The following is a 21,188-nucleotide window of genomic DNA, read 5'->3' as shown; positions in this document are numbered from 1 at the left end:
GACGCAGGTCGGTGTTTTATTTTTTCGAACGGCTGTCTGGAGTCGGAGTCCGAACTCCAGTTAGTCAGGGGTCACTCCCAGAGGAGCAAGCACGGTAGCGAGTCGGTGTCGGTCACGCGAAGCATGGTGTATCCGATGCCAGCGAGTCCGTGAAACAGCGTCGGGTCGGTCCACGTCTCGATGCCGGACGAGACGCGGTAATACCCCGTCTCGGACTCGCGCGCTACGACACCGCCCAGAAGCTCTCGGGCACCCTCCGTTGGCTGGTCCCAGTGGCGGGCCGCTTTGAGCAGAAACTCCGCGCGCCCGGCGTTTCCACAACACAAATGATCAAGCGGGGCGAGTCCCGTCCCCTCGATTCCGTCGAGTGCCCGGTCGATTCCGGTCGCCACCCGGTCGCTGTCAACGTATCGCTGCATCCCGAGCCGTCCGAGACCGACACCCGTTCGTCCGTGACACCACTGGTCTACGAACTCCGGTGGCTGATTTCCGGGACGATAGTATGGCCAGTTACCCCGGTCTGGGTCGTAACACTGTCGCTCGTACTCGATGGCTTCCATCGCCGCGTCCCGATACCGGTCGTCGCCGGTCGCGTCCCAGAGCCGGACCAGCGCGTACGCGATTCCGGCAACACCGTGAGAGAATCCGGTCAGCGGTCGCGTCTCGTCGATAGTATCCCACACTCGATACTCCTCGAACGTGGTGCGCTCGGCCAACAGATGATCGCCACACTCGACGGCCAGCGAGAGTAGCTCGGGGGAGTTCCGGCGGTCGTGAACGCCTAACAACCCAAGTATCGTTCCGGCCGCTCCGGAGACTACGTCGTAGGCGTCGTCGGCGGCGATTAGCTCCTCCGTTACGAGTCTCCCCGCACGAGCGGCGTCCGCGAGCAGTTCGTCGTCGTCGAGAAACTCGCCCAACACGGCGAGACCGTACGCGACCGACCCGATTCCGTTCGTCCCGCCTAACTCGTCAAGCCACGGGTCGTGACGCCGCTCGCCCCGTATCGAGTCACGAATCGGGCGAACGGTCTCCGTGGCGACTCTCCGATAGCGGTCATCACCCGTGACCGCGAAGAGGCTACCGGCCAACAGCCCGATTCCACACCGACCGGTGTACAGCGTCTCGGTCTCGGGCCGAAGCCGCAACTCGTCGTTCGACGGTGCGGGGGATGTCCAGTGATACTCGCCCTCGGACTCGGTTGCGAGAGTCTGTACCCGCTCGAAGAGTTGACGCGCTTCGGTTCGGAGCGTGTCGTCGCTCACAGACCGGCGAACGGCGTTCGTCTCGGGATAATCAGGACGAGACGGTTTCTCGAAACACCGCCGAATCAGCGCCACTTGACGGTCGAGGTCGGCAGGGTCAGCTGACTCGATTCGCTCACGAACACGTCGGCTTCCGGATTCGTCGGCCACCGCTTCGACACGGTGGTCGCCCAACTCGAATGCGGTCCCGTCGGTCCGGGACTCAAACCGAGGCGGGTCGAGGCGGCGAATCGCTCGGCGCTCGGCGTCGTACAGTTCCCACGACCGTTCGTCACTGATAGCCTTTCGGCAAAGAGGTACGGCGAGTTCATCGACTTCGATGCCGAATCGGACACCGCTTTGCAGACAGTCTCGGTCGGAGACCGACCGTAGAATCCGCCCGTACTCGACGGTCGAGCGATAGAGGACTCGGTTGTCCAGTCCAAAGAGAGCGTCGGGCACACCGAGTTCCGACAGACGCCCCGAATCTCTGAGGTCCAGTATCGACTCGTACGTCCGTCGAAATCCCCCGACGAGGTCATCGACGTACTGGCCGGGTAGCCGGTCTTTCCCGTCGATTGTCGGGACGTTCTGACCGCGCTCCATCTCTACCGGAAACTCCTCAACCGAGAGCACGTCGGTCGTAACGTTCTCGAACCGCGACTCCGTGATGCCGTCTAACTCCACGTTCTCCGACGACGTACCGAACCCGGCCAACGCCGTCGAGAGGTTCGACTCCTGTTCTTCGGCTACGTCGAACGGGAACAGTCCGGTCAACAGGACGCTGTCCTGAACGAGCGGACTCACTCCCGCGTGGGCTGGCCGAGAGCCGATACCGACGTACGGATGCAGGAGCGTCTCGGCGTCAACGAGTACCGGGTGTTCGCCGGTAGCCAGCAGGTTCTCGAACTGGCAGTCCACGAACTCAAGCAGGTAGGCGAGACACGCCAGCGACCCCGCCCGGCGGTAGTAGCGCCGGACCGCCTCCTCGTTGGGACACGGCTCGTCGTCGATCCACCCCATCCACCCGTAGCCGTCTCGGACCAGATACGTCGGCACGTAGTGGTCCGGAGTCGGTAAGTGGTCGTCGAGGTCCGAGAGCAGGCGGTAGAACTTGGCCCCGATTTCGACGCTCCGGGGCTTGTACACCACCGAAGTTCCGGACTCAAAGGTGAGGCGCATCACCGCCCGTCCGTCGCCGTGAGTGTCGTCGGCTAGCGGTTCCAACTCCACGATTCTGCCCTCTGCGCCGAATCGGTCGGCGAGTGCGGACCGGTCCGACGCCAACCGACTGGCGAACTCCGACAGATGTTCGCGCCACTGTCGTAGCTGTCCGGCGACTTGTCGCGCGAACATCGGATACTCGCAACACAGTTCGTAGAACCCGTGGTCGAGGAGATAGTCGCGGAACTGCTCGTAGTAATCTGACGACGGGTCTCGGACCTCCGAAGAGTCGGCGCGAGCCAACTCCTCGTCGCGCGCAGCGACGAAGGACTTGAACTCGACGTAGAGAATGCGCTTGAACTGGGACTGAAACCGTCGTTGGAACCACGACGCCATCGTGGTAAGCGCCGTCTCCGGAACAACGTCGGTGACGTGTTCGGGGAGCGTCTGCCAGCCGTACGCCGCGATGCGAGCGGAGAGAAGTCCGAACAGCGGCGTGCCATCGCTCGCCTCTTCGATGGCGGCAACGAGGTCCGGGGCGGCGAACTCGCCCTGTACGGCCGTCACGATGGCGTCGAGAAGAGCGATCCATTCCGGAAGTGGCTCGTCGGCTGCGAGTCGGTCAGTGGCGATAGCTTCCCGACACGTCTGTTGAGAGACGCCCAACTGGTCGAGTCGGCGCTCGAACGTCGCCTCGTCAGGGAACTGCTCTCTCCAGTCTTCTAATAATTCCGACACGGTCTCGTCGTTCTTACTCCCTGCCATCGCCTCCGGTTCCTCGATGCGTTCTAAAAGTGTCCGCGCTCGACCAGCTATCAGCCGTCCGTGTTCCGGCTGTATCGTGTCCATACCGGTATCTCTCACACGCCAATAATTAATCCTATTGCTCGATGGATAATTTAAACAAAAGACAAATAACGTATGAATGGGCGGCCTCGGCACTCATAGGGCTCGTCACGACTGGTTGCCGAGACCAGTTCGGAGCGGAGGCCTCGTCATCGGCCGGTCGGACCTACTCGCTCCGGCGAAAAGACCCTTACTCCTTCCGGACGACGTGGCGACAGTTCCGTGACCGGTCCCGCGATTAGCTTCGTCGTCACCGCGAAAGACGAGCGGGCATCCCGACTCGACCGACCGATTCTGCCGGGATTCACTCTTGGCGCGCCATCCAGAGCCGGAGACCGACCACCGTGTAGCCGGTCAGCGCGAGGAGCGCGCGCTCGCCGGTGTACGCGATGGGGAACAGGCGCTCGACGTTTTCCTCTTCCGCCCCTTTCGCCGGGTCCACGCCCGTGCTGTAGTGGGTGTTCTCGGTCGTCCGCACGGCGTCGGAACCGCCGCCAGCGTCGGTGCCGCCAGCGCCGCCCGCCCCCGATTGGGTCCCCATGCCGGTGTCCTCGGGAGCGAACGCCTCGACCAGCGCCTCGAAATCGACGTTCACGAGCGTCTGGACGAACCCCTGTTCCGTCGAGTAGAACACCTTGCCGTCGAGCGTGTAGAACCGGTCGTGGAGCGGGTAGAGGAGGTTCGCGCCGTTGAAGAACGCGTCGAGACCGATACCCGCGGACATGACCGCGACGAGGCTAACCCACCAGACTCGGACGCCGCGCGCGCCCCACTGCGAACGCACGAGCGAGTCGTCGCCTCGCCGCAGGTCCGCCCAGAGTACGAGTCCGCCGAGGACGGGCACGACGAGCGTGTGAAACGCCGCCCGGTGCGCGCCGGATATCCAGAAACCGAGGAACACGTCGAAATCGACCAGCGCCGTGGTCGCCATCACCGCCGCCACCGCCTTCCAGTCGAAGTGTTCGGCGAGCAGTGCGGTCCCCACGAGTCCCGCGAGCGCGACGTGAACCACCGTCGAGGGCATAAATTGGCATACGACACTTACCCACATTATCGGTTTCCCGCCGTCTTCGGCGAACGTCGAACCCCGATTTCGATACGCTTTTCCGGACGACTCGCACAGTCGCCACCATGACCGACGCGACCGAACCCCGCGCGGACCTCGCCGAGCGCATCGCGGGCGAGATAACGCTCAGCGACGACCCCGGCGCGACACTCCGCAAGTGGCGCACCGACTTCGGCGTCTCCCAGACCGACCTCGCGGACCACCTCGACGTGTCCTCGTCGGTCGTCAGCGACTACGAGAGCGGCCGCCGGGAGAGTCCGGGCATCGGCGTCGTCTCCCGCCTCGTGAACGCCCTGCTCGACATCGACGAGCGCCGCGGCGGCGACCGAATCCGACAGTACGCTCGCGTCGTCTCCGCGGGGTTCGAGAGCGACATCGTCAACGACCTCCGGGAATACCCCACGCAGGTCGCGCTCGACCGGTTCTACGACGCGGTCGGCGCGACGGAGATCGCCGAGGGCGACCAGAGCCACGTCACCGGCCACACCGTCATCGACAGCATCCAAGCCATCACGCGCCTCTCCAGCGAGGAGTTCTACCGGCTCTACGGCCAGAGTACCAGCAGGGCGTTGATGTTCACCAACGTCACCCGCGGGGAGTCGCCGTTGGTCGCCATGCGCGTCGTCACCCCGACGCCGAACGCGGTGGTCCTCCACGGTCTCGACCGCGAGGATTTGTGGGACCACGCCCCGAAGATGGCCCGCCTCGACGGTTTCTCGCTGGCGATTACGAACGAACCCATCGAGGACGTGTTGGGGGCGCTCCGGGAGTTTCCGTAACTCGCGGGTCTCGCACCGTCTCGCCGCGGGCTCCCACCGGTTCGGTCGCTTTCGTTCTCTCCGGATGCTGCGTACTGCTTACTCGCCGAACGCGCCAGCGACGAGCAGTGGGAAAACGAGCGTCGCCTCGGCTTCGACCTGCGTGTAGTTCGTCTCGTTGTCCTTTATTTTCCCCCACGAGACCGCTTCGTTCGGCGGTGCCCCCGACAGGGACCCGTCTCCCTCGATCCCCGTCGAGATGTAGACGACGTAGTCGGCACCGCCGCGGAACAGGTTCGTCATGATGGCGTGGTGTTTCGGGACGCCGCCGCCGACCGCGATGAGACCCGTCTCGTCGGCGAGCAGGCCGTCCTCGATGAGCGAGTCGTAGTCGTCCAGTATCTCGATTCCGACCTCGGAGTCGTAGCCCTGCCGGTAGTAGTAGAGGAAGTTGCCGACCTCCGCGTCGGTCAGCGCCGGGCAGTAGACCGGCACGTCGTTGTCGGCCGCCTGCTTCAACACCGAGTCCTCGTCGTCGAGCGTCGCGCCCAACTCGCGGGCGAACGCCGTCGGCGTCCGGACCTTCTCTTCGGCGAAGAAATCGTCGAAGAAGTCGTAGAGGTACTCTTCGAGCCAGACGTACCGGTCGGAGGGGACGAAAATGTTGCCGAGGCGATTGATACCTCGCTCCCGAAGTTCGCTCTCGTCGGCGTCCCACTCACCCATCTTGAACGGTTTCGCCGTCTTGATAACGTCCTCGGTCAGCGACCCGGAAGTCGTGATGAGTACGTCCACGTATCCCTCGCGGACGAGCGCGGCGACGACCTCTCGAAGCCCCGAGGAGATGATGTTCGAAGTGAACGTCAGATAGACGGTCGCGTCGGCGTCCTGCATCTGCTCGGCGATGTCGATGGCCTCCGCGAGTTGGGTCGCCTGAAATCCGGTCGTCGCGTACGACGCCAGCAACTCGTCGAAATCGAACGATTCTCGGAAGTCGTATCCGCGAACGTCGGGAGCGTCTATCTCCTCGTCGGTTCCGGGCACGACGTGGTCGTGAGTCTCGTCTTCGGTCACACTGGTCTCTCTCTCGGTGGTCGGTTTGAATCGCTCGCATTCGAAGTGGACGCCGGGTATCTCTGCTCGAAGTGCAGACGAGACGCCAAAAAAGGAATCGACCGCCGGAAAGTCGCGTTCGGGCCGACTACTCCACGTAGTCGTAGAGACGCTCGTTCATCCGGCCCGTCCCGGTAAACACGAACTCGCCGTCCGGCACCGTGAAGTCCTCCATCTCGATGGTCTTGTCGTGGTTGTGCCGGTCGTGGACGTTCTCGTACTCTTCGAAGGTGAGGTCGTAGCGGTCCGCTATCTGCTCGTCAACGTTGAGTTGGTCTATCTCCTCGCGCCAGTCGTCGCCGACCGTCTCGGCGTGGATTTCGGCCTGCGCGCCCGACCCGTAGGAACCGACGCCGAGTTTCTTCCCGGCGAGGTCGATGTCCTGCTCGGCGGCCTGCTTGAGCGCGGCGGCGCGGGCGATGTGGACCGACCCGGTGTACCAGTTGCCGACCTGTCGAGAGATGGAGAGCGTCGGTTCGACGGTGTTGGCGTACCACTCCTGGTAGGCCGCCGTCGAGCTAAGGTCGTCCATGTGGTCGCGGATGGCCTCCTCGTAGGCCTCGCGGTCCTCGAAGTCCTCCTCGCGGGGTTGGAAGCCGATTTCCTCGGCGAGGTCTTCCTCGACGGGCGTGTCTCGAATCATGTGGCGGTAGGCCAGCACCGCGGCCTTCCGGACCATGCCGGGGAACGGCGTGTGGAACGGGATGTACGCGAAGTCGTCGGGGTGGGTCGCGCCCGAGACCGACTCGAAGTCCTCCAGCGCCTCGCGCATCCGGGCGAGATACACCTGCATCGAGCGCTTGCCGTCCACGCTCGGGAACTGCTGGTTGGGCTTGAGGAAGTCCGTCTCGTCCGCAGAGCCGTACCCCTGTTCGGTCGAGAGTTCCACGAGGTTCGGGTCCTCGGTGATGAGCATGGCGACTGCGCCCGCGCCCTGCGTGGCCTCGCCGGGGTCGCCGCGGGCGTAGAGCGCCGTGTCGGTGGCGACGACGAGCGCGGCCCGGCCGCGATTCCGCCCGGCCTTAATCCAGTTGTAGGCGTCGTCGAGACTCTGGGTGCCCGCGATGCAGGCGAACTTGCGCTCGCCCTTGTTGGCGTGGTGGAAGTCGCCGTCGTAGACCTGTTCGAGACAGCCCGCAATGTACGTCGAGACGGGCTTGGAGTTGTCGAACGCGCTCTCGGTCGCAACGTCGATGCGACCGATGTCCTCGGGCGTCAGGTCCTTGCGGTCCATCAGACGCTTGGCCGCGTTCGCGCCCATCGTCACGATGTCTTCGTGTGCGTCCGGGAACGAACTGGCGTGCAGGCCGAGTCCCTTGGTGTACTTCTCGGGGTCCTCGCCCTTCTCGGGCGCGAACGTCTCCGCGAGGTCCAGTTTGAGCTTTCCCGTCCAGATTTCGATGGCGTCGATACCGACGGCTGTCATATACGAATCTGCGGCGACCGGCTATATGGGTTTGTCGATAGGGGATTCGACGTTTGTCGAATCCTCGTCGTCAGCCAGTCACGGTGAACGTCAACGTGCCCGTAGTGCCGTCCGCTAGCTCGTAAGCGAGAGTAATATCGACGGCCCGACCGTTCATATCTTGGTCACGGGTGCCGAAGCCAGCTTGGAACTGGAACTTGTAGAGGAATACGGTCGCGTCCGACCCGCTGGACAGGACCGCCTCGACGTTGGCCCCGGAGTGACCGTCGGCGTCCATGTCTATCGTCGTCGGGAGGTCAGTCCCGCCGGGAACGTCGGTCACACCGTTTTGTAGGTTGGCCTCGACGTATAGCTCGCTTTCCCACTTGCCCTCCCGACCCGACGGGTCGTTAAGCCGGTTGATGAACCCGGCTTGGGGGGCGACCGTCACGTCGGTGATAGTCAACCGCTGGTCGAATCGGTTCGTGACGCTGAACTCCAGCGCCGACTCGGTGGTCCCGCCGTCTGTCGGCGAGTCGGTCGCTTGCCCGTCGTCGTTGTACGTGAGCCCACTGGCGCCCGAGGAGTAAACCTCAATGGCGAGCGCGTCGCCGGACCCGCCGCTGGCGGCGTAGGCGTTCACGACGCCGGTCGTGACAGTGTCGAGGTCCACCGTCGCGCGGCCGTCGGTGTCGGTGTTCAGCCGGTCAGACGCGAACTCGGCAACGGTGGTGTCGTTGACCGAGAATTCAACCGGCGCGTTCTGCGCGGTCGGGACCGTCTTCGCGGTGAGCGCGACCGACGCACCCGCCGACTGGTCGTATCGACAGGTGTCGTTGGCGGCGTAGCAGGTCGTGCCGGGTTCGGTCTCGATTGCCGGAATATCCCATAGGGTTTGATAGGCAGCGTCGCTCCCGCCACTGCCGCTCAGCCCGCTTCCGTCGGCGTTGACCGCGGTCAGGTTCAGACTCGCGTTCTCCGGGGTTCCGGGGGCGAAGCCGCCACCTGCGGGCGGCACCGACGCCATGCCGATTCGGACCTCGACGTTCCGGTTCGCGCCGTCGAAGCCGGTCGGCGCGTCGTACTGAATCGCCACCCGGCCCTCCGCGTCGGTCGTCAGGTCGGTGAGTTGGTCGCCGCGCTGGCCTTGCGCCGCGAGTTCGTCCGCGGAAAGCGCGCTGTCGAGAGTCACGTTCACGGACGTACCCGAGACAGGATTGTCGAAGCGGTCGCGGACCTCCACGATGAGTTCTTGACCGCTGTTCTCTGCGACGCTCGCGCTGTCGCCCCGAACGTCGGTGACGTAGTGGGGGTCGGTGTCGATTACGTCGGTTCCGACCCCGACCTTCGCCAATTCGAGTTCGTAGGTCGCGGGTTCGAGGACGAGTCGAACCGCGCTTCGGTCGGGGTCCTCCTCGACCGCACGGATGTAACGGTCGTCGCCTTTCGTCTGGTTCAGTTCTGCCGAGAGCAAGTCCTCCCACTCGTCGGCCGGTCGCTTCGTCGGGACCAGAATCGAGACGTTGTTCGAGTCGTTGCCGACCGTGACGGTCCGGGTCGCGGCGCTGACCGAGCGCAGGTCCACCGTGGCGGTGCTACTGCTGGACTTCGAGAGGCTTCCGTTCAGCGCGACCAGCGAGATGCTGTTACCGTCCACGAGGCGCTGGCCCGCGAGCGTCCGGTTCGCGCCGTCGAACCGGTTGTAGAGGATGCCGTTGTCGTAGACGGTGGTCGGCGGATTTTGGTAGACGTGATAGAGCGGGTCGTAGGTCAGCCCGCGGGTCGAGAAGTTGCGCGCGGTCCCGGTCCAGTAGTCGCCGGTTTCGCCGCTCGCGGTGGCGTTTTCGAGCGTGAGGTTCGCCGGAGGCCTCGTCCGGAGGGTGCCCGAGGGCGGCGCAGGGTTGACGAAGAACGCTCGGACGGGGTACTGGGTGCCGAGCGCGACGGAGGCCGACCCGTCGCTCCCCGTCGCGGCGGTCCGGTGGAGGTCGTCGCGCAGTTCCTGCAACTGGCTCTGGACCTGCTGGTTGTGGGTGAACTCCACCTGCTCGTTCTGCTGGGGAACCACCGATGCCTGATAAATCGACAGGAGAATGACGAGAACGCCGAACAGCAGGACGGTCCCAATCTGGACCGTCACGCCGCGCTCGTCGGTTCGAAGTCGCACTACCCGGTTCCTTACGGGGCAGGTAGTTAAAAATAGCGCCTGCGCGGTCGGAACTCCTCGCTCCCCGCGCCCGGCGGATTACTCTTCGTCTTCCTCTTCGACGACTTCGGGGTCGCTCATCGCGCTCTGGAGGCTGTCGAGACCGTTGACCCACTCGATGACGAGACCGTATTCGAGGTCTTCGGTCACCTCCATGTTCAGGTCCTCGCCGTCGATAATGCGCGTTCCGGCGGCCGCGACGAGACCGAGCGCCGAATCGAGGTCTTCGCCTTCCTCGGCGCGTCCGGCCTCGATGACGTACTCCTCGACGCTCGCTTCGTCGGCGGGACCCTCGGCGACGTACTGGTCGGCCGCGTAGAAGACGCAGACGAGACTCGTCTGGACGCCGTCGATGAGCATCGCTTTCTCGTCGTTGTCGAACTCGACTTCTTCGAGAACGACCTCGCGGATGTCGCCCAGTTCTTCGAGCGCCTCCTCCTCGTCGATAGCGCCGTCGTCGTAGGCGGTCACAATTTTGGCGACCGCGATGGCCACGTCGTCCTGCAAGTTGAGGAGCAGACGGGCGGAGTCTTCGTTCTCCGGGTCGATGTCTTCCTCCCGGATGCGGTCGAGCCAGTTCTGCCAGCGTTCGTCGGAGTAGAATTCCTCCGGAGGCGCGCTCATGTCTCTTCGGAGTGTTGCGCGCTTCATAAATCCTACGAGGCGACTCTCGTCCCGAAAAATGCCTCTTTCGCGGCGCTCACGCTCTTACTCGCCGTTCTAGCCCCGAGTTAGCTGTCGTTTCGATGGGGTTTTGCTCCGTCGGTGAGTGGTCGTCCGCGTCGCTGGAGGATCGTCCTCGCCGGTGAGCGCTCGCTATCGGTCGAGCGTCGCCTCGGTGTCGAGTCCGTAGACCGACTTGGGCGTCTCGACGTGGGCGTTGTGAATCGCGTCGTCGTAGCCTGATTCTCGCATCCAGCGGACCCGGCGGGGCACCGTCTTCGGTCCCATGACCGCGCCGGGCCGGTCGGGGTCGTCCACGAAGTCGGTCTCCATCAGGAAGGGGTCGCCACGGTCGGCCGCGAGTTCGAGGCGGTCTTTCTCGCTCATCACGCTCGGGGTCGGTCCCGCGAGTCTCCCACCGGCGTAGTGCTTGACGACTTTCCGGGGCGCGAGACCCGCGTCTTCTGCCCACTCCGCGACCTCGGTCAAGTCCTCACTGGCCTCGGTGTGAAGTTGGACCGCGCAGTCGTTCTCCGCGCCGAGCGCGAGTCCGTGCCGGAGGACTTCGTTCGAGGCCTCCCACACCGCCTCGCTCGTGTCGTAGTGCGGGCGACCGGTCTTGAGCGCGACGGCGTCGCCAGACGCGACGTACTCCGCAGCGAGGTCCAGTCCGGCCTGCATCAGGTCACGGGCCTCTGCGGGTGAGAACCCGCGGTCGTCCACCAGTTTCGAGACGAGTCCGGGGTGGACGCCGAGGACGGGCCACGCGCGACCCGGAAGCACTTCGTCGGCGCGCGAGACGACTTCGAGCGTGGTCTCGAAGACCGGTCGGAACTGTTCGCCGGTCTCGGGTTCGACGCCGAGCAACCACGAGGGTTTGTTCACCACGAGCAAGTGGGTGCCACCGCTCCGCGCGAAGTCCTTCACGGCCTCGATGCCCCGGCCGTGGTCGGGGTCCAGATGCAGGTGGTTGTCGAGTACCGGCGTGCCGAGGTCGTCGCTCATACCCGCCAGTTCGGGCGAGCGTCGGAAAAACCTCGGCGATTCCGCTCGGTCGGAACCGGGACGCCTCCGCGTTTGGCGAGGTCGAGGCGTGTCCGTTCGGCGGTCACGCGCATGCGAACACGTAACGCACGCGAGCGTGTGGCGCGCTCACGCGACGCGCTCCCGCGAAAGAATATATATGTAAACGAGTGGGTAACGTAGTTCGAGAGACGGCGCGAGGTTGAAGGGCGCTCGCGTTCGAGTCAGAAACATGGACGACGCTGACCCGCGTGCCGTCCGCTCGCTGGCGGTCACGACCGACGACGTTATCGCGGCCTACGAGGCCCGCCAGCGGAGTCCACGCAGGCCGGTCCTTCGGGTGACGCCGCCGTTTTCGGCCCGGATGCGGGCGCGACTCCACGACCCCGGCGCGGCCGAGTCGGGAATGGGGACCGAACCGGGTGACGACCGCGACCCGGCGACCGGTGCGCTCCACCTCCCGCCCGAGCGATTTTTCGACACTGATGCGACCGCGGCGTACCCCTCGCCCGACGACACCGAGGACGCGCTTCGCTCGGACCCCGACGCCGAGTTTTCGGTGGAACGTCACCGGGAGCGCCACGTCGAAGCCGTCGAGGCGTGGCGCGAGACTGTTCGGGAGGCCGTGGCGCGCGAGGTAGTGGTTCGGCTGGGTGAGGGCGAGCGACATCGCGTCGAAGTGAAGGCGCTCGGCGAAGCGTAGCGGAGAGTCGTTGGCGGCGGCTCTCGCGTCTGAAGACGTGTTTGTGTCCTCGATACAGCGAGGAAGGTTGTCAGCGAGACGCTAGCTACTGCCGACGCCACTCAGACCGCGGCCGCACGGCACCGCACTGCAACCGCGGGCCTCACACCTCCCCAACCTCTTCACTCCGTCGCCACGCTCAGTCGTTCGTCCCTCGCGCGGTTGGCGCGGCGCAGTTGCACGCCGGAAGACAAACCGCGTCTTCCGTGCTGTTGCGAATCGGAGATTCGCCACATTGCAAAAAGCTTCGGTTTTCGACAACCTCGTTCGCTTCGCTCACGAGGACGCCAGCACGCGCCGGAGTGGGGAAACCCGTCCGCGTTCTCGCCGCGAAAAAATCGCACTCCGAAGTCGGTAAAACGACGACTCGCCGGTCAGTCCTCGGACGCTTCGGCGTTCCCGTCGGGGTCCACGATCTGCGCGTCGTGGGCCGCGTTGCGGAGCGCGTCCGAGCGGCCGTACTCGCCCGGCGCGATGGCGACGGTTCGGACGCCGTTCTGGGCGGCTTTCTCCAGCACGGGCTTGAAGTCGGTGTCACGCGAGGCGACGGCCAGCACGTCGAGACCGTCGGTGAGCGCGAACTCGGTGGCGTCCACGGCGAGTTTCACGTCCACGTCGCCGGAGGTGATGGTCACCTCGAACCCGTGGGCTTCTGCGGCCTGAATCAGGCCCGGACTCGCGTGTTCGTCCAGATACAGTCGTGTCGCCGCGAGTCGGCCGAGGTCCTCGGCGGCCGTCCGAACGTCGTCCAAGTCCACGTCGAACTCCTCGCGGAGGACGTTGGGACCGTCCACGAACAGCGCGACGGTGGTCTCTCCGCCGAGAAGCGAACGCAACGGTTGCATATCCTGCCGTAGCGCCCGTTCCGGTTTAGCGGTGCCGGTCTCTCGTCGGGAGATTTTATTACACGGTTTGAAACGGTTCAATAGTTTATTTATCGTTTGATTATAACTAAATAACACTTTATTACAGGAAAAAATTAAGATTTAAATAAGGGTAGTGTGTGGGATGTAATGTAGCATGTCAGATGACAGCACGCAGCGATTTAATCGCCGTACGTTCCTCAAGGCCACGGGTGCGGTTGGCGCAGCAGCCGCCACCAGTGGTATCGCAGCAGCAACCCCCGGCCGCGACCCCGGCCCGAAGAAAGACGAGATTCTCGTCGGCGTCTCCGCCGGTCAGGGCGACGTTGAAGGGAAGGTCGCCACGAGCGTCCCCGGCAACGCGGAAGTCGTTCACACGAACGACAAGCTCCGCTACGCCGCCGTGAAGTTCCCGAGTCAGGTTCCCGACAAGGCCAAGCAGAACTTCATCGACGCCATCAGCAGGAAGGACGGCATCAAGTACGCAGAGCGGAACAAGACCCATCAGGCGTTCGCCACGCCGAACGACCCGCGCTTCAGCAACCAGTACGCGCCCAAGCAGGTCGAGTCCCCCGCCGCGTGGGACGAGGTCAGCGGCTTCGGTGACTCGGGCGTCACCATCGCCGTCGTGGACACGGGTGCCCAGTACGACCACCCCGACCTCGACGGGAACTACGAGTCCAACCCCGGCTACGACTTCGTAGACAACGACTCCGATCCCGCTCCGCCGTCCCCGTCGAGCGAGCAGCACGGTACCCACGTCTCAGGTTGTGCCGCCGCAGTCGTTGACGACGGCACGGGCGTCGCCGGACAGGGTAACTCCTCGCTCATCAACGGCCGCGCGCTCGGCCCGAACGGCGGTTCGACCGCCGACATCGCCGACGCCGTCGAGTGGGCGACCGACCAAGGCGCGGACATCATCAACATGTCCCTCGGTGGCGGTGGCTACACCCAGACGATGAAGAGCGCCGTCCAGTACGCGGTCAACAACGGTGCGCTCCCCATCTGTGCGGCCGGTAACAGCGGTGCCAGCTCCGTCAGCTACCCGGCGGCCTACGAGGAATGTATGGCCATCTCCGCGGTTGACTCCAACGAGCAACTCGCCAGCTTCTCGCAGTACGGCGACGTTGACCTCGCCGCGCCCGGCGTGGACGTTCTCTCCACGGTTCCGACCGACAGCTACGCGGAGTTCAGCGGTACCTCGATGGCGACCCCCGTCACGTCCGGCGTCGCCGGTCTGACGCTCGCCGCGTGGGACCTCAACACGTCCGAACTCCGCAGCCATCTCAAGGCGACCGCGAAGGACATCGGTCTCTCCTCGAACAAGCAGGGTGCCGGTCAAGTCAACGCCCTCAACGCAGTCACTACCGAACCCGGTAGCGGCGGCGGCGGTGGCGGCGGCGGTGGCGGCGACGGCTCCACCAGCGAGACGGTCAGCGACTCGCTCAGTAGCTCCTCTGACTCCGACGACTACTCGTGGTCGTGGAACTACAGCAGCCCGAGTCAGATTGTCGTGGAACTCAACGGCCCGACCGACGCCGACTTCGACCTCTACATCAACGAGGGAACGACGGCCGCGCCCACCCCGAGCAGCTACGACTACCGCTCGTACACCACGAACAGTCAGGAGAGCATCACCATCGACAACCCCGACGCATCGACGGAACTCCAGATTGCCGTGGACTCCTACAGCGGCTCCGGTAGCTACGACGTGACCATCACCGAGTACCAGTAACTCGGTCGTTCACTCCGACTGCTTCCTTTTTTGGCGACTCGGCGATGTAGTGGCGACTGTCAGTCGATAGTCCGACCTCGCAGTGCGACCAAGGTTCAAATACGATACCGCACGAGTTCGGGCCGACCGGCGCGCCGAACGCACCTGCCGGTCCGACAACCATGACCCACTGCAACAACTGCGGTCACTCCGGTACGTTCGTACTGCTCGCCCAACTCGCGCTCGCGGTTCCCGGTCCCACGGCGGACGACGCGTCCGCCGCTGCGGACTCTGGAGTCAACGGCGACGCCGACCGACCGCTTTCGTCGTCGGGAGAACGCTCGTCGTCAGACGATGTCGCGTCGGCGGGCGACTGCTCGCTGGCGGTGCAGTGTCCGGCCTGCGACAGCACCGACGTTGCGGTCGCGGCCAGCGACCTGCTCGCGCGCTACGGGTCGAGTACCACGTCGTAACCGCCCTCGACCGCAACGTCATCTTCGTTCGGTGTCGTCGGTTCGTTCGGTTCGTCCGATTCGCTCGTCCAGACGACCAGGCGCGCGTCCGCCCGGCGGGCGGCCGCGGCGAGTCGGCGTTCGAGCATATCGGCGACGCCGCGACTCCACCACGACCGAAGCTGTCCGCGTCCGCAGAGCCACACCGCTCGCGGGTCGCGCTCGGCGACCAGTCGCGCCGCGCAGTCGGCGGCAGCGCGAGCGTCGTCGCTGTCGTACTCTCGGATAGTCCGACCGCTCGGTGCCTCGGCGCTGACGAGTAGCGACGTGGTTCTGCCGTCGGGACCCATCGACGCGCTGATGCCCGGCGCGACCGTGACAGTTTCCGGCGGCCGTGAGGGCGCGTCCGCGCAACGGATGAGCGCGGTCTTCGCCCCGCTTCTATCCAGTCCCACTCGGAGTTGATTCACGTCCCAAATAGTCATAATTGACTATATATCTCCAGTAGACAAGTTTGCATAATACTACCGGTGTCGGAGCAGAAATTTCCGCGCTCCAGTGTAGTTAGAACTATACAGTCGGCCCAGGACGATTCGGAGTGAATGGAGTTCGACCCACTCGACGACCGCCCCGGAGTCCGTATCTTCGACCCCATCGAGAGCGTGCGCTTCGAGTTGTACACGCCGGTCGCCGTCGGACTGACACCGCGGCCGACCGACGAGTTTTACTTTCCGGTGGACGACGCGGTCGGGTTCCACGCGGCGGCGGTCGAGATTCCGAAACTCGTCTCGACGGTGGTCCGCGGGCAGGACGGCGAGATGCTGGCCGACGCGACCGCGAGCGAGGTCCAAACGTTCGAGCGCGGCCACTACCTCATCGAACTCCAAAGCACGCCGATGAAGGTCTACCTCGCGGTGGACGGCGAGTTGACCGTCGTCCCCGGCGAGGAGTCGGTCACGGCGAAGTTCGGCGAGCGATGCCACGTCCGGCTCGGCGCGCGGTCGTTCCACGAACACCCGGTCGGGACGGTGACCGTCACCGACGACCCGGCAGACGCGATGAAGGCGGTGTCGCTGTTCGGGTCCGCGCTGAAGACGACTTCCTGCGAGCGGTCGTTTCCGACGCTCCGGGGGTATCCGCCGCGAATCGAGCGCGGCGACGCCTTCGAGGTGTCGGGCGATATCGAGACGCCGGAGACGGGCGTCGAACTCGTCGTGCCGCCAGAGCGCGAGTACGTCTATCCGGCGGCGTCGCTGGCGTACTACCTCGGTGCCGACCTCGTGGGCGGCGCGGACCCGCGACTCGTGGCGGGCGAGTTCGAGCAGTCGCTCGACGGGCCGGGCGGCTACGAGGCGACGGTCAACCGGGTTCTCAAGCAGGTGTTTTTCCTCGACTGCCTGACTCGGACCGAGGGCTACTACACCGTAGACCTCCACGAGCGCGAGCAGGTCGAACCGTTGGTGGACCTCGATTTCGAGGCGCTGTACGGGCAACCCATCGCCGAGCAGGTGCGCGAGTACCTCGCGGTGCCGTTCGACGTGCTGGAACCGCACATTTTGGACTGGCACCTGACCACCGACATCGTTCCGGCGGCGGAGAACGTCGCCGCGCTCCCGCACTTCGCGCACGAACTCTCGCTGTTGCGGACGCCGGGCGACCCGGACCTCGGGTCGCCGAAACCGACGATGGAAGAAGTCGAGGAGTTCACCAGAGCGGCGGTGGCTTCCGGCGATTTCACGCGGAGCGCCAGCGACTCCCCTCCGAGCGGCGGCGAGTTCGCACGGAGTGCTGGCAACGACTGGGAGTCCGACGACGAGATGTTTCAACTCGAACCAGTCGAAACAGTTGAACACGCGTGGGTCGGCGACGGCTACCCCATCGACGCGAACAAGGTGACGATAGACTCACTCCATCGGGAGGCCGAGCGCACGCCGCCCGACGAGGCGACCATCGAGGTCCACGTCGTCTGCAACGACTCGCGGATGGCCGAGGAGAACGTGGTCCGGGAGTTCTACGGCACGCGGGACCGCCTGAGCTACGACGTGTCGTTTCACGAGGAGACGACCGTCGCGGAACTCGCAACCTTGTTCGAGTCCTCGGCGGACTTTCTCCACTACATCGGCCACGTAGACGAGGAGGGATTCCGGTGTCGTGACGGCTTTCTCGACGCCGACTCGTTGGATTCGGTCGGCGTCGAAGCCTTCGTGCTGAACGCCTGCAAATCCTACGAGCAGGGCGCGAAACTCGTCGAGAAGGGCAGTCGCGGCGGCGTCGTGACGCTCGCGGAAGTCGTTCACTCGGCGGCGACGAAAGTCGGGCGGGCGCTGGCGCGGTTGTTGAACTCCGGGTTCACGCTTCGGTCGGCGCTGAGTATTGCGAAGATGGAAATCGAGGTGTCGATGGAGTATATCACAGTCGGTCACGGTGGATTGACATTGTGCGAGGGCGAAAACGGTGCACCAGTAAGATTTGACCTCCGACGAGACGGTGATGAGTTTTTAGTTGATTATTACTCGTATATAAATGAGTCCTATCGATTAGGTAGCTTAGCGGTTTTTATCGCTGAATCCTCAATGAGGCATCTGCCTTCCGGTCCACGGGGAACATTTCGAATGACTGAGGAAGAATTAAAATTAATACTAGAGACTGACTTTGCACCCATTAAGATGAATGGTGAGATCTACTGGAGTGGGAAGTTCTTTGACCTCTAATCTTTCAAGGTCCATTCGTCCAACCACTGCTGTTCGCCGCAACGTTTCCTGCCTGCGCTAGCACCATCCCCGCAGTGAACAAGAAACCGATTAGTCGCGGATGCTGTTCCAACTGGTCGAAGATTTTTCCGTTTGGCATGCAACTGTAGTGTCGGCTTACCCGAAAGTATATTTTTCTAAATTATTCTAACTATGAAATATAGTATGAAAGTTGGATGAAGAAGATAAAACAATTGTCAAATAGGGCTTAAGTTAAATAGTGCAAATTTTGCGTGGCAGAGCGCGCACGTCGCTTTCAGTCCGGTTCGTCACGGTGGTCGGAAACGCCGTCCTCGCTCATCCGAGCGACCCCGAGAGCAAAAATAATGTGTCCAGAATGTGGCTGTAGAGCGTGTGACAGAACGCACATACGTTCCCAGAATCGTGATACTGGTCGGACTCACGATTGACGTAACGGCGTCGTATCTGCTCCCGCGAGTGGGGTACGATGGAACGCTCGATTTGACCCTCCTCAGTCTCGTCGGCACGGGAACGCTGTTGGCGGGCATCGCGTTGTTGTTCTACTACGAGTAGCCTCGCTCACCGTCGAATCGGTCGTTTTGAACGCTTGCCACTCATACAAACGGGGTCCGAAACTGATCGAAAAGAGAAGGCGTGGGGCGACATTCCTGTTCCGTTCACCGCAACGTTCCCTGCCTGCATCAAAACTATCTCAGCAGTAAAAACCACGAGCAGGATGACGCTCGCTCAGTTATCGTCCTTGTCTAGCAGTTCTAAGAGCGTACGGCCATCATCTGTAATCTGATATTCGGTTTTCTCTCTGCTGTCATCTTCGATTTTAGAGGACTCAACCATACCTGCATCCTCCAATTCTCCGAGATGCTGGTAAATTGTTGAGGTGGTCACGCCAATATCCTTGTGCAACTGGTAGCCGTGCGATGGTGACTCAGCTAGTCGTCCAAGAATAGCCATTTTTGTCTTACCGATTAGCGACACGTTGTTTCTCCGTTTAGCCGTCTCCCAAATTTGCTTTATATCGCCAAGAGCCAATATGTCGCCTCAAACCTGCATGTATCGTTTATCGTTCTTCCACCGACTCTGCTAACTCCGTCCACCGATCCTTATTGTTCTGATTCGCTCGCATATCGTTCAGAAACGCTCCGACCTTGTCGAGGAAGAAGCCGCGATCTGAGTCATCGACGACTTTCAAGAGAGCAATTAGTTCCTCGGAGTCCATCAAAATCAACTCTAGTGGAGCCTCCTCAATTTCCTTCTCAATATCGGCTTTTTCACCAGCTCTGTACCCAGAGCCAACCACGTAGATGTATTCGCCCAGTTTGTGCTGTCGTGCCTTCTCGATGGCGTGCTGGACCGACGACCGGGTCGCAGGCTTGTCTTTCACCTCCATCGCCTTCTGCAACTCATCATCACGGAAGAGTTCGATGTCACCGGCGGCTTTCGAGAACTCATCAGATACGTTCGCGTGTTCAGCATCTACCTGCCATTCAACATCGGCAGCATGTTCGTAGTATGTCTGCATGATGCCCGCAACGACAGCAGGTAGCCGCTCACCTTTCCCGGAGTCCTTCAAATACGTTGTCACAGCATCCTCTACTTCGGTGTAAGGTGCGTTACTGACGGATTCAAAGTCTACTAACTGTGACTCCAGTTGTGTAATCGCATAGAGGGTCTGCCGGAGGATATTCACCGGGTCTTCCACTCCTTCTTCCACCTTGTCCTCCATGCGCTGGAGCAAATTGTGGAGTCGGTCCTGCTTCTTGGTGGCGCGTGCCCGGTTTTCTGTACTAACTTCCTCGTGTCGCGCAGGATTATTGACAAACGGTTCAGGACTGCCACCGAGTCGTTCTCCATGTGCCTTTTCCCACGGCACCAAGACGGAGTGGGCGAGAGATCGGGCGTCGTGAGCGCCCTCTAGTGAGGACCCGGCCTGCAACGCCCGGTAATGGACATCGCTGTTCGTTGCTTTAGCGAGCGTCGCGTTCACGAGGATGTAGCGATACGTCTTTTGTGAGTCGTTTAATACCTCCGCGATTTTTGTACGGATACGATAGTCCTCGACGTACTCCGATTTATCCTCAGAGTTAACGCGTTTCCATTCCCGGTCGAGGAGACGAGACGCTTCTTCGTTATTCACATCTACTTGGGCCAAATTCGACACCGGGAGCAACTTCAGACATGACGTATAAAATTTATATATCGGTGAGAAGAGACATGCAGAGAGAAAACTGCATAAGATACAATCCGTGATCGAAAAGAGTTGGTTACTCCTCTATGTCAACTAGCGTCTGCTGACTGTCGTCTAACTCTTCGACATCAACACCTGCTTCGACATCAGTACGGCTCGGCGATTCATAGTTCAGCCACAACGCTTCCTGACGGGTGTCTTTCGTCGTGTGCATCGTCTTCTCTTCGGCATCCACACGGTTCCAGCCGTGGTCCTCGAAGAGTTCCTCGTACAGGTCACAGGTGTACCCCGAGACGGCGACTTTCCCCTCACAACTGCGGAGTTTCTCGGCGAGTTCTCGGTGGTCGTCGTCCGTCATCTCGTGGCTGTAACTGTTGGTGTCGCCTCGTACCTCATGGGGATACGGTGGGTCGCAGTAGAACAAGGCCTCTTCGTCATCGTGCCGGTCAATCACTTCGATAGCGTCTTTGTTCTCGATTTGCACGCGTCGGAGGCGGTCCGCAACGTCGTGTAACTGCTCAAGACGCCCATGGTACCGGCTGACCGCTCCGGACATGTTCCGGCGGCTTGTGGACTTACAATACGCCCACCGACCCGGTGTAGCTTCCTGTGCCAATCCGGATCTGGTCTGTCCGGCGCGAACAAAGAACAGTCGTGCCCGCTCAATGTCACTCAATTCGTCGTTGTTCTTCTGCTCCACAGCCGTCGCAAGTTCTTCACGGCTGAACGGGGTGAGCGCAATCTTCTCTAGCAGTTCGTCCCTGTTTTCCCTCAATACTTTGAAAAAATTGACCACATCTCCGTCGAGGTCATTGTACGTCTCAACAGGGCTGGGGTCTCGGTTAATCAGGACGGCAGCGCTACCGCCAAATGGCTCAATGTATTGCTCGGTTTTTGCCAGGTGAGGAAGGATAAAGTCCAAATGGCTGTATTTCCCGCCATACCACCGGAAAGGAAGCATCTTGCCCATCTATACGACTATGTGGCGGGTAATACGGTAAAAGCGTTATCT

The 21,188-nt window shown here is 62.5% G+C and carries 19 protein-coding genes; 6 read left to right on the top strand and 13 right to left on the bottom strand.

What is annotated here, in order from left to right:
- Positions 1–71: 71 nt before the first annotated feature.
- Positions 72–3,257, bottom strand: coding sequence for a type 2 lanthipeptide synthetase LanM family protein (locus EP007_RS02715; protein ID WP_128476187.1), 3,186 nt, complete (start codon positions 3,255–3,257; stop codon positions 72–74).
- A gap of 301 nt (positions 3,258–3,558) precedes the next feature.
- Positions 3,559–4,278, bottom strand: a complete 720-nt coding sequence (locus EP007_RS02710; protein ID WP_128476186.1) for a metal-dependent hydrolase — start codon at positions 4,276–4,278, stop codon at positions 3,559–3,561.
- A 107-nt stretch (positions 4,279–4,385) separates the two neighbouring features.
- Between EP007_RS02710 and EP007_RS02705 the strand changes: the two genes are divergently transcribed.
- Positions 4,386–5,099, top strand: a complete 714-nt coding sequence (locus tag EP007_RS02705) for a helix-turn-helix domain-containing protein (protein WP_128476185.1) — start codon at positions 4,386–4,388, stop codon at positions 5,097–5,099.
- Between the two features lie 78 nt (positions 5,100–5,177).
- Here EP007_RS02705 and EP007_RS02700 read toward each other — a convergent pair whose 3' ends face one another.
- The 5 genes from EP007_RS02700 to EP007_RS02680 form a co-directional block, all read right to left on the bottom strand.
- Positions 5,178–6,152, bottom strand: a complete 975-nt coding sequence (locus EP007_RS02700; protein ID WP_128476184.1) for a deoxyhypusine synthase — start codon at positions 6,150–6,152, stop codon at positions 5,178–5,180.
- A gap of 127 nt (positions 6,153–6,279) precedes the next feature.
- Positions 6,280–7,617, bottom strand: coding sequence for a hydroxymethylglutaryl-CoA synthase (hmgB, locus tag EP007_RS02695; protein WP_128476183.1), 1,338 nt, complete (start codon positions 7,615–7,617; stop codon positions 6,280–6,282).
- Between the two features lie 70 nt (positions 7,618–7,687).
- Entirely contained in the window at positions 7,688–9,763 is a 2,076-nt protein-coding gene (locus EP007_RS02690; protein ID WP_128476182.1) for a hypothetical protein, read from the bottom strand.
- 78 nt (positions 9,764–9,841) lie between these two features.
- Positions 9,842–10,426 (bottom strand): DUF2150 family protein, encoded by a 585-nt coding sequence (locus tag EP007_RS02685; RefSeq protein WP_128476181.1) that lies wholly within the window; start codon positions 10,424–10,426, stop codon positions 9,842–9,844.
- Positions 10,427–10,618: 192 nt separating this feature from the next.
- On the bottom strand, positions 10,619–11,470 hold the full coding sequence (locus tag EP007_RS02680) for a TatD family hydrolase (RefSeq protein ID WP_128476180.1): 852 nt from the start codon (positions 11,468–11,470) through the stop codon (positions 10,619–10,621).
- Between the two features lie 250 nt (positions 11,471–11,720).
- Here EP007_RS02680 and EP007_RS02675 point away from each other — a divergent pair, with 250 nt between their 5' ends.
- A complete protein-coding gene (locus EP007_RS02675) occupies positions 11,721–12,191 on the top strand; it encodes a hypothetical protein (protein ID WP_128476179.1) in 471 nt (156 codons plus the stop codon).
- Positions 12,192–12,604: 413 nt separating this feature from the next.
- On the opposite strand, the gene EP007_RS02670 is transcribed toward EP007_RS02675, so the two are convergent.
- Positions 12,605–13,075 (bottom strand): NYN domain-containing protein, encoded by a 471-nt coding sequence (locus EP007_RS02670; RefSeq protein WP_128476178.1) that lies wholly within the window; start codon positions 13,073–13,075, stop codon positions 12,605–12,607.
- A 175-nt stretch (positions 13,076–13,250) separates the two neighbouring features.
- On the opposite strand from EP007_RS02670, the gene EP007_RS02665 reads away from it, so the two are divergent.
- Together EP007_RS02665 and EP007_RS02660 are read left to right on the top strand one after the other, a co-directional pair.
- Positions 13,251–14,828 carry a S8 family serine peptidase gene (locus tag EP007_RS02665; RefSeq protein WP_128476177.1) on the top strand — a complete coding sequence of 526 codons (1,578 nt, stop codon included), beginning with the start codon at positions 13,251–13,253 and terminating at the stop codon, positions 14,826–14,828.
- Between the two features lie 161 nt (positions 14,829–14,989).
- On the top strand, positions 14,990–15,280 hold the full coding sequence (locus EP007_RS02660) for a hypothetical protein (protein ID WP_128476176.1): 291 nt from the start codon (positions 14,990–14,992) through the stop codon (positions 15,278–15,280).
- Here EP007_RS02660 and EP007_RS02655 read toward each other — a convergent pair.
- Entirely contained in the window at positions 15,256–15,744 is a 489-nt protein-coding gene (locus EP007_RS02655) for a hypothetical protein (RefSeq protein ID WP_128476175.1), read from the bottom strand. The genes EP007_RS02660 and EP007_RS02655 overlap by 25 nt on opposite strands.
- Positions 15,745–15,861: 117 nt before the next feature.
- On the opposite strand from EP007_RS02655, the gene EP007_RS02650 reads away from it, so the two are divergent.
- Entirely contained in the window at positions 15,862–17,970 is a 2,109-nt protein-coding gene (locus tag EP007_RS02650) for a hypothetical protein (protein ID WP_128476174.1), read from the top strand.
- A 4-nt stretch (positions 17,971–17,974) separates the two neighbouring features.
- On the opposite strand, the gene EP007_RS18350 is transcribed toward EP007_RS02650, so the two are convergent.
- Entirely contained in the window at positions 17,975–18,037 is a 63-nt protein-coding gene (locus tag EP007_RS18350) for a hypothetical protein (protein WP_449405021.1), read from the bottom strand.
- A gap of 326 nt (positions 18,038–18,363) precedes the next feature.
- Here EP007_RS18350 and EP007_RS02645 point away from each other — a divergent pair, with 326 nt between their 5' ends.
- Positions 18,364–18,543, top strand: a complete 180-nt coding sequence (locus tag EP007_RS02645; protein WP_128476173.1) for a hypothetical protein — start codon at positions 18,364–18,366, stop codon at positions 18,541–18,543.
- A gap of 174 nt (positions 18,544–18,717) precedes the next feature.
- Here the strand turns inward: EP007_RS02645 and EP007_RS02640 are convergent, their stop codons facing one another.
- From EP007_RS02640 to EP007_RS02630, 3 genes are all read right to left on the bottom strand, one after another.
- Positions 18,718–19,020, bottom strand: coding sequence for a PadR family transcriptional regulator (locus tag EP007_RS02640; protein WP_208023521.1), 303 nt, complete (start codon positions 19,018–19,020; stop codon positions 18,718–18,720).
- 28 nt (positions 19,021–19,048) lie between these two features.
- Positions 19,049–20,149, bottom strand: coding sequence for a restriction endonuclease, SacI family (locus tag EP007_RS02635; RefSeq protein ID WP_166035412.1), 1,101 nt, complete (start codon positions 20,147–20,149; stop codon positions 19,049–19,051).
- Positions 20,150–20,252: 103 nt separating this feature from the next.
- Entirely contained in the window at positions 20,253–21,146 is an 894-nt protein-coding gene (locus EP007_RS02630; protein ID WP_128476171.1) for a DNA adenine methylase, read from the bottom strand.
- Positions 21,147–21,188 lie beyond the last annotated feature (42 nt).

The sequence above is a fragment of the Halorussus pelagicus genome, assembly GCF_004087835.1.
Taxonomy (GTDB): domain Archaea; phylum Halobacteriota; class Halobacteria; order Halobacteriales; family Haladaptataceae; genus Halorussus; species Halorussus pelagicus.
The sequence above is the reverse complement of the archived record's forward strand: the minus strand, read 5'-3'. Positions and strand labels throughout refer to the sequence as shown.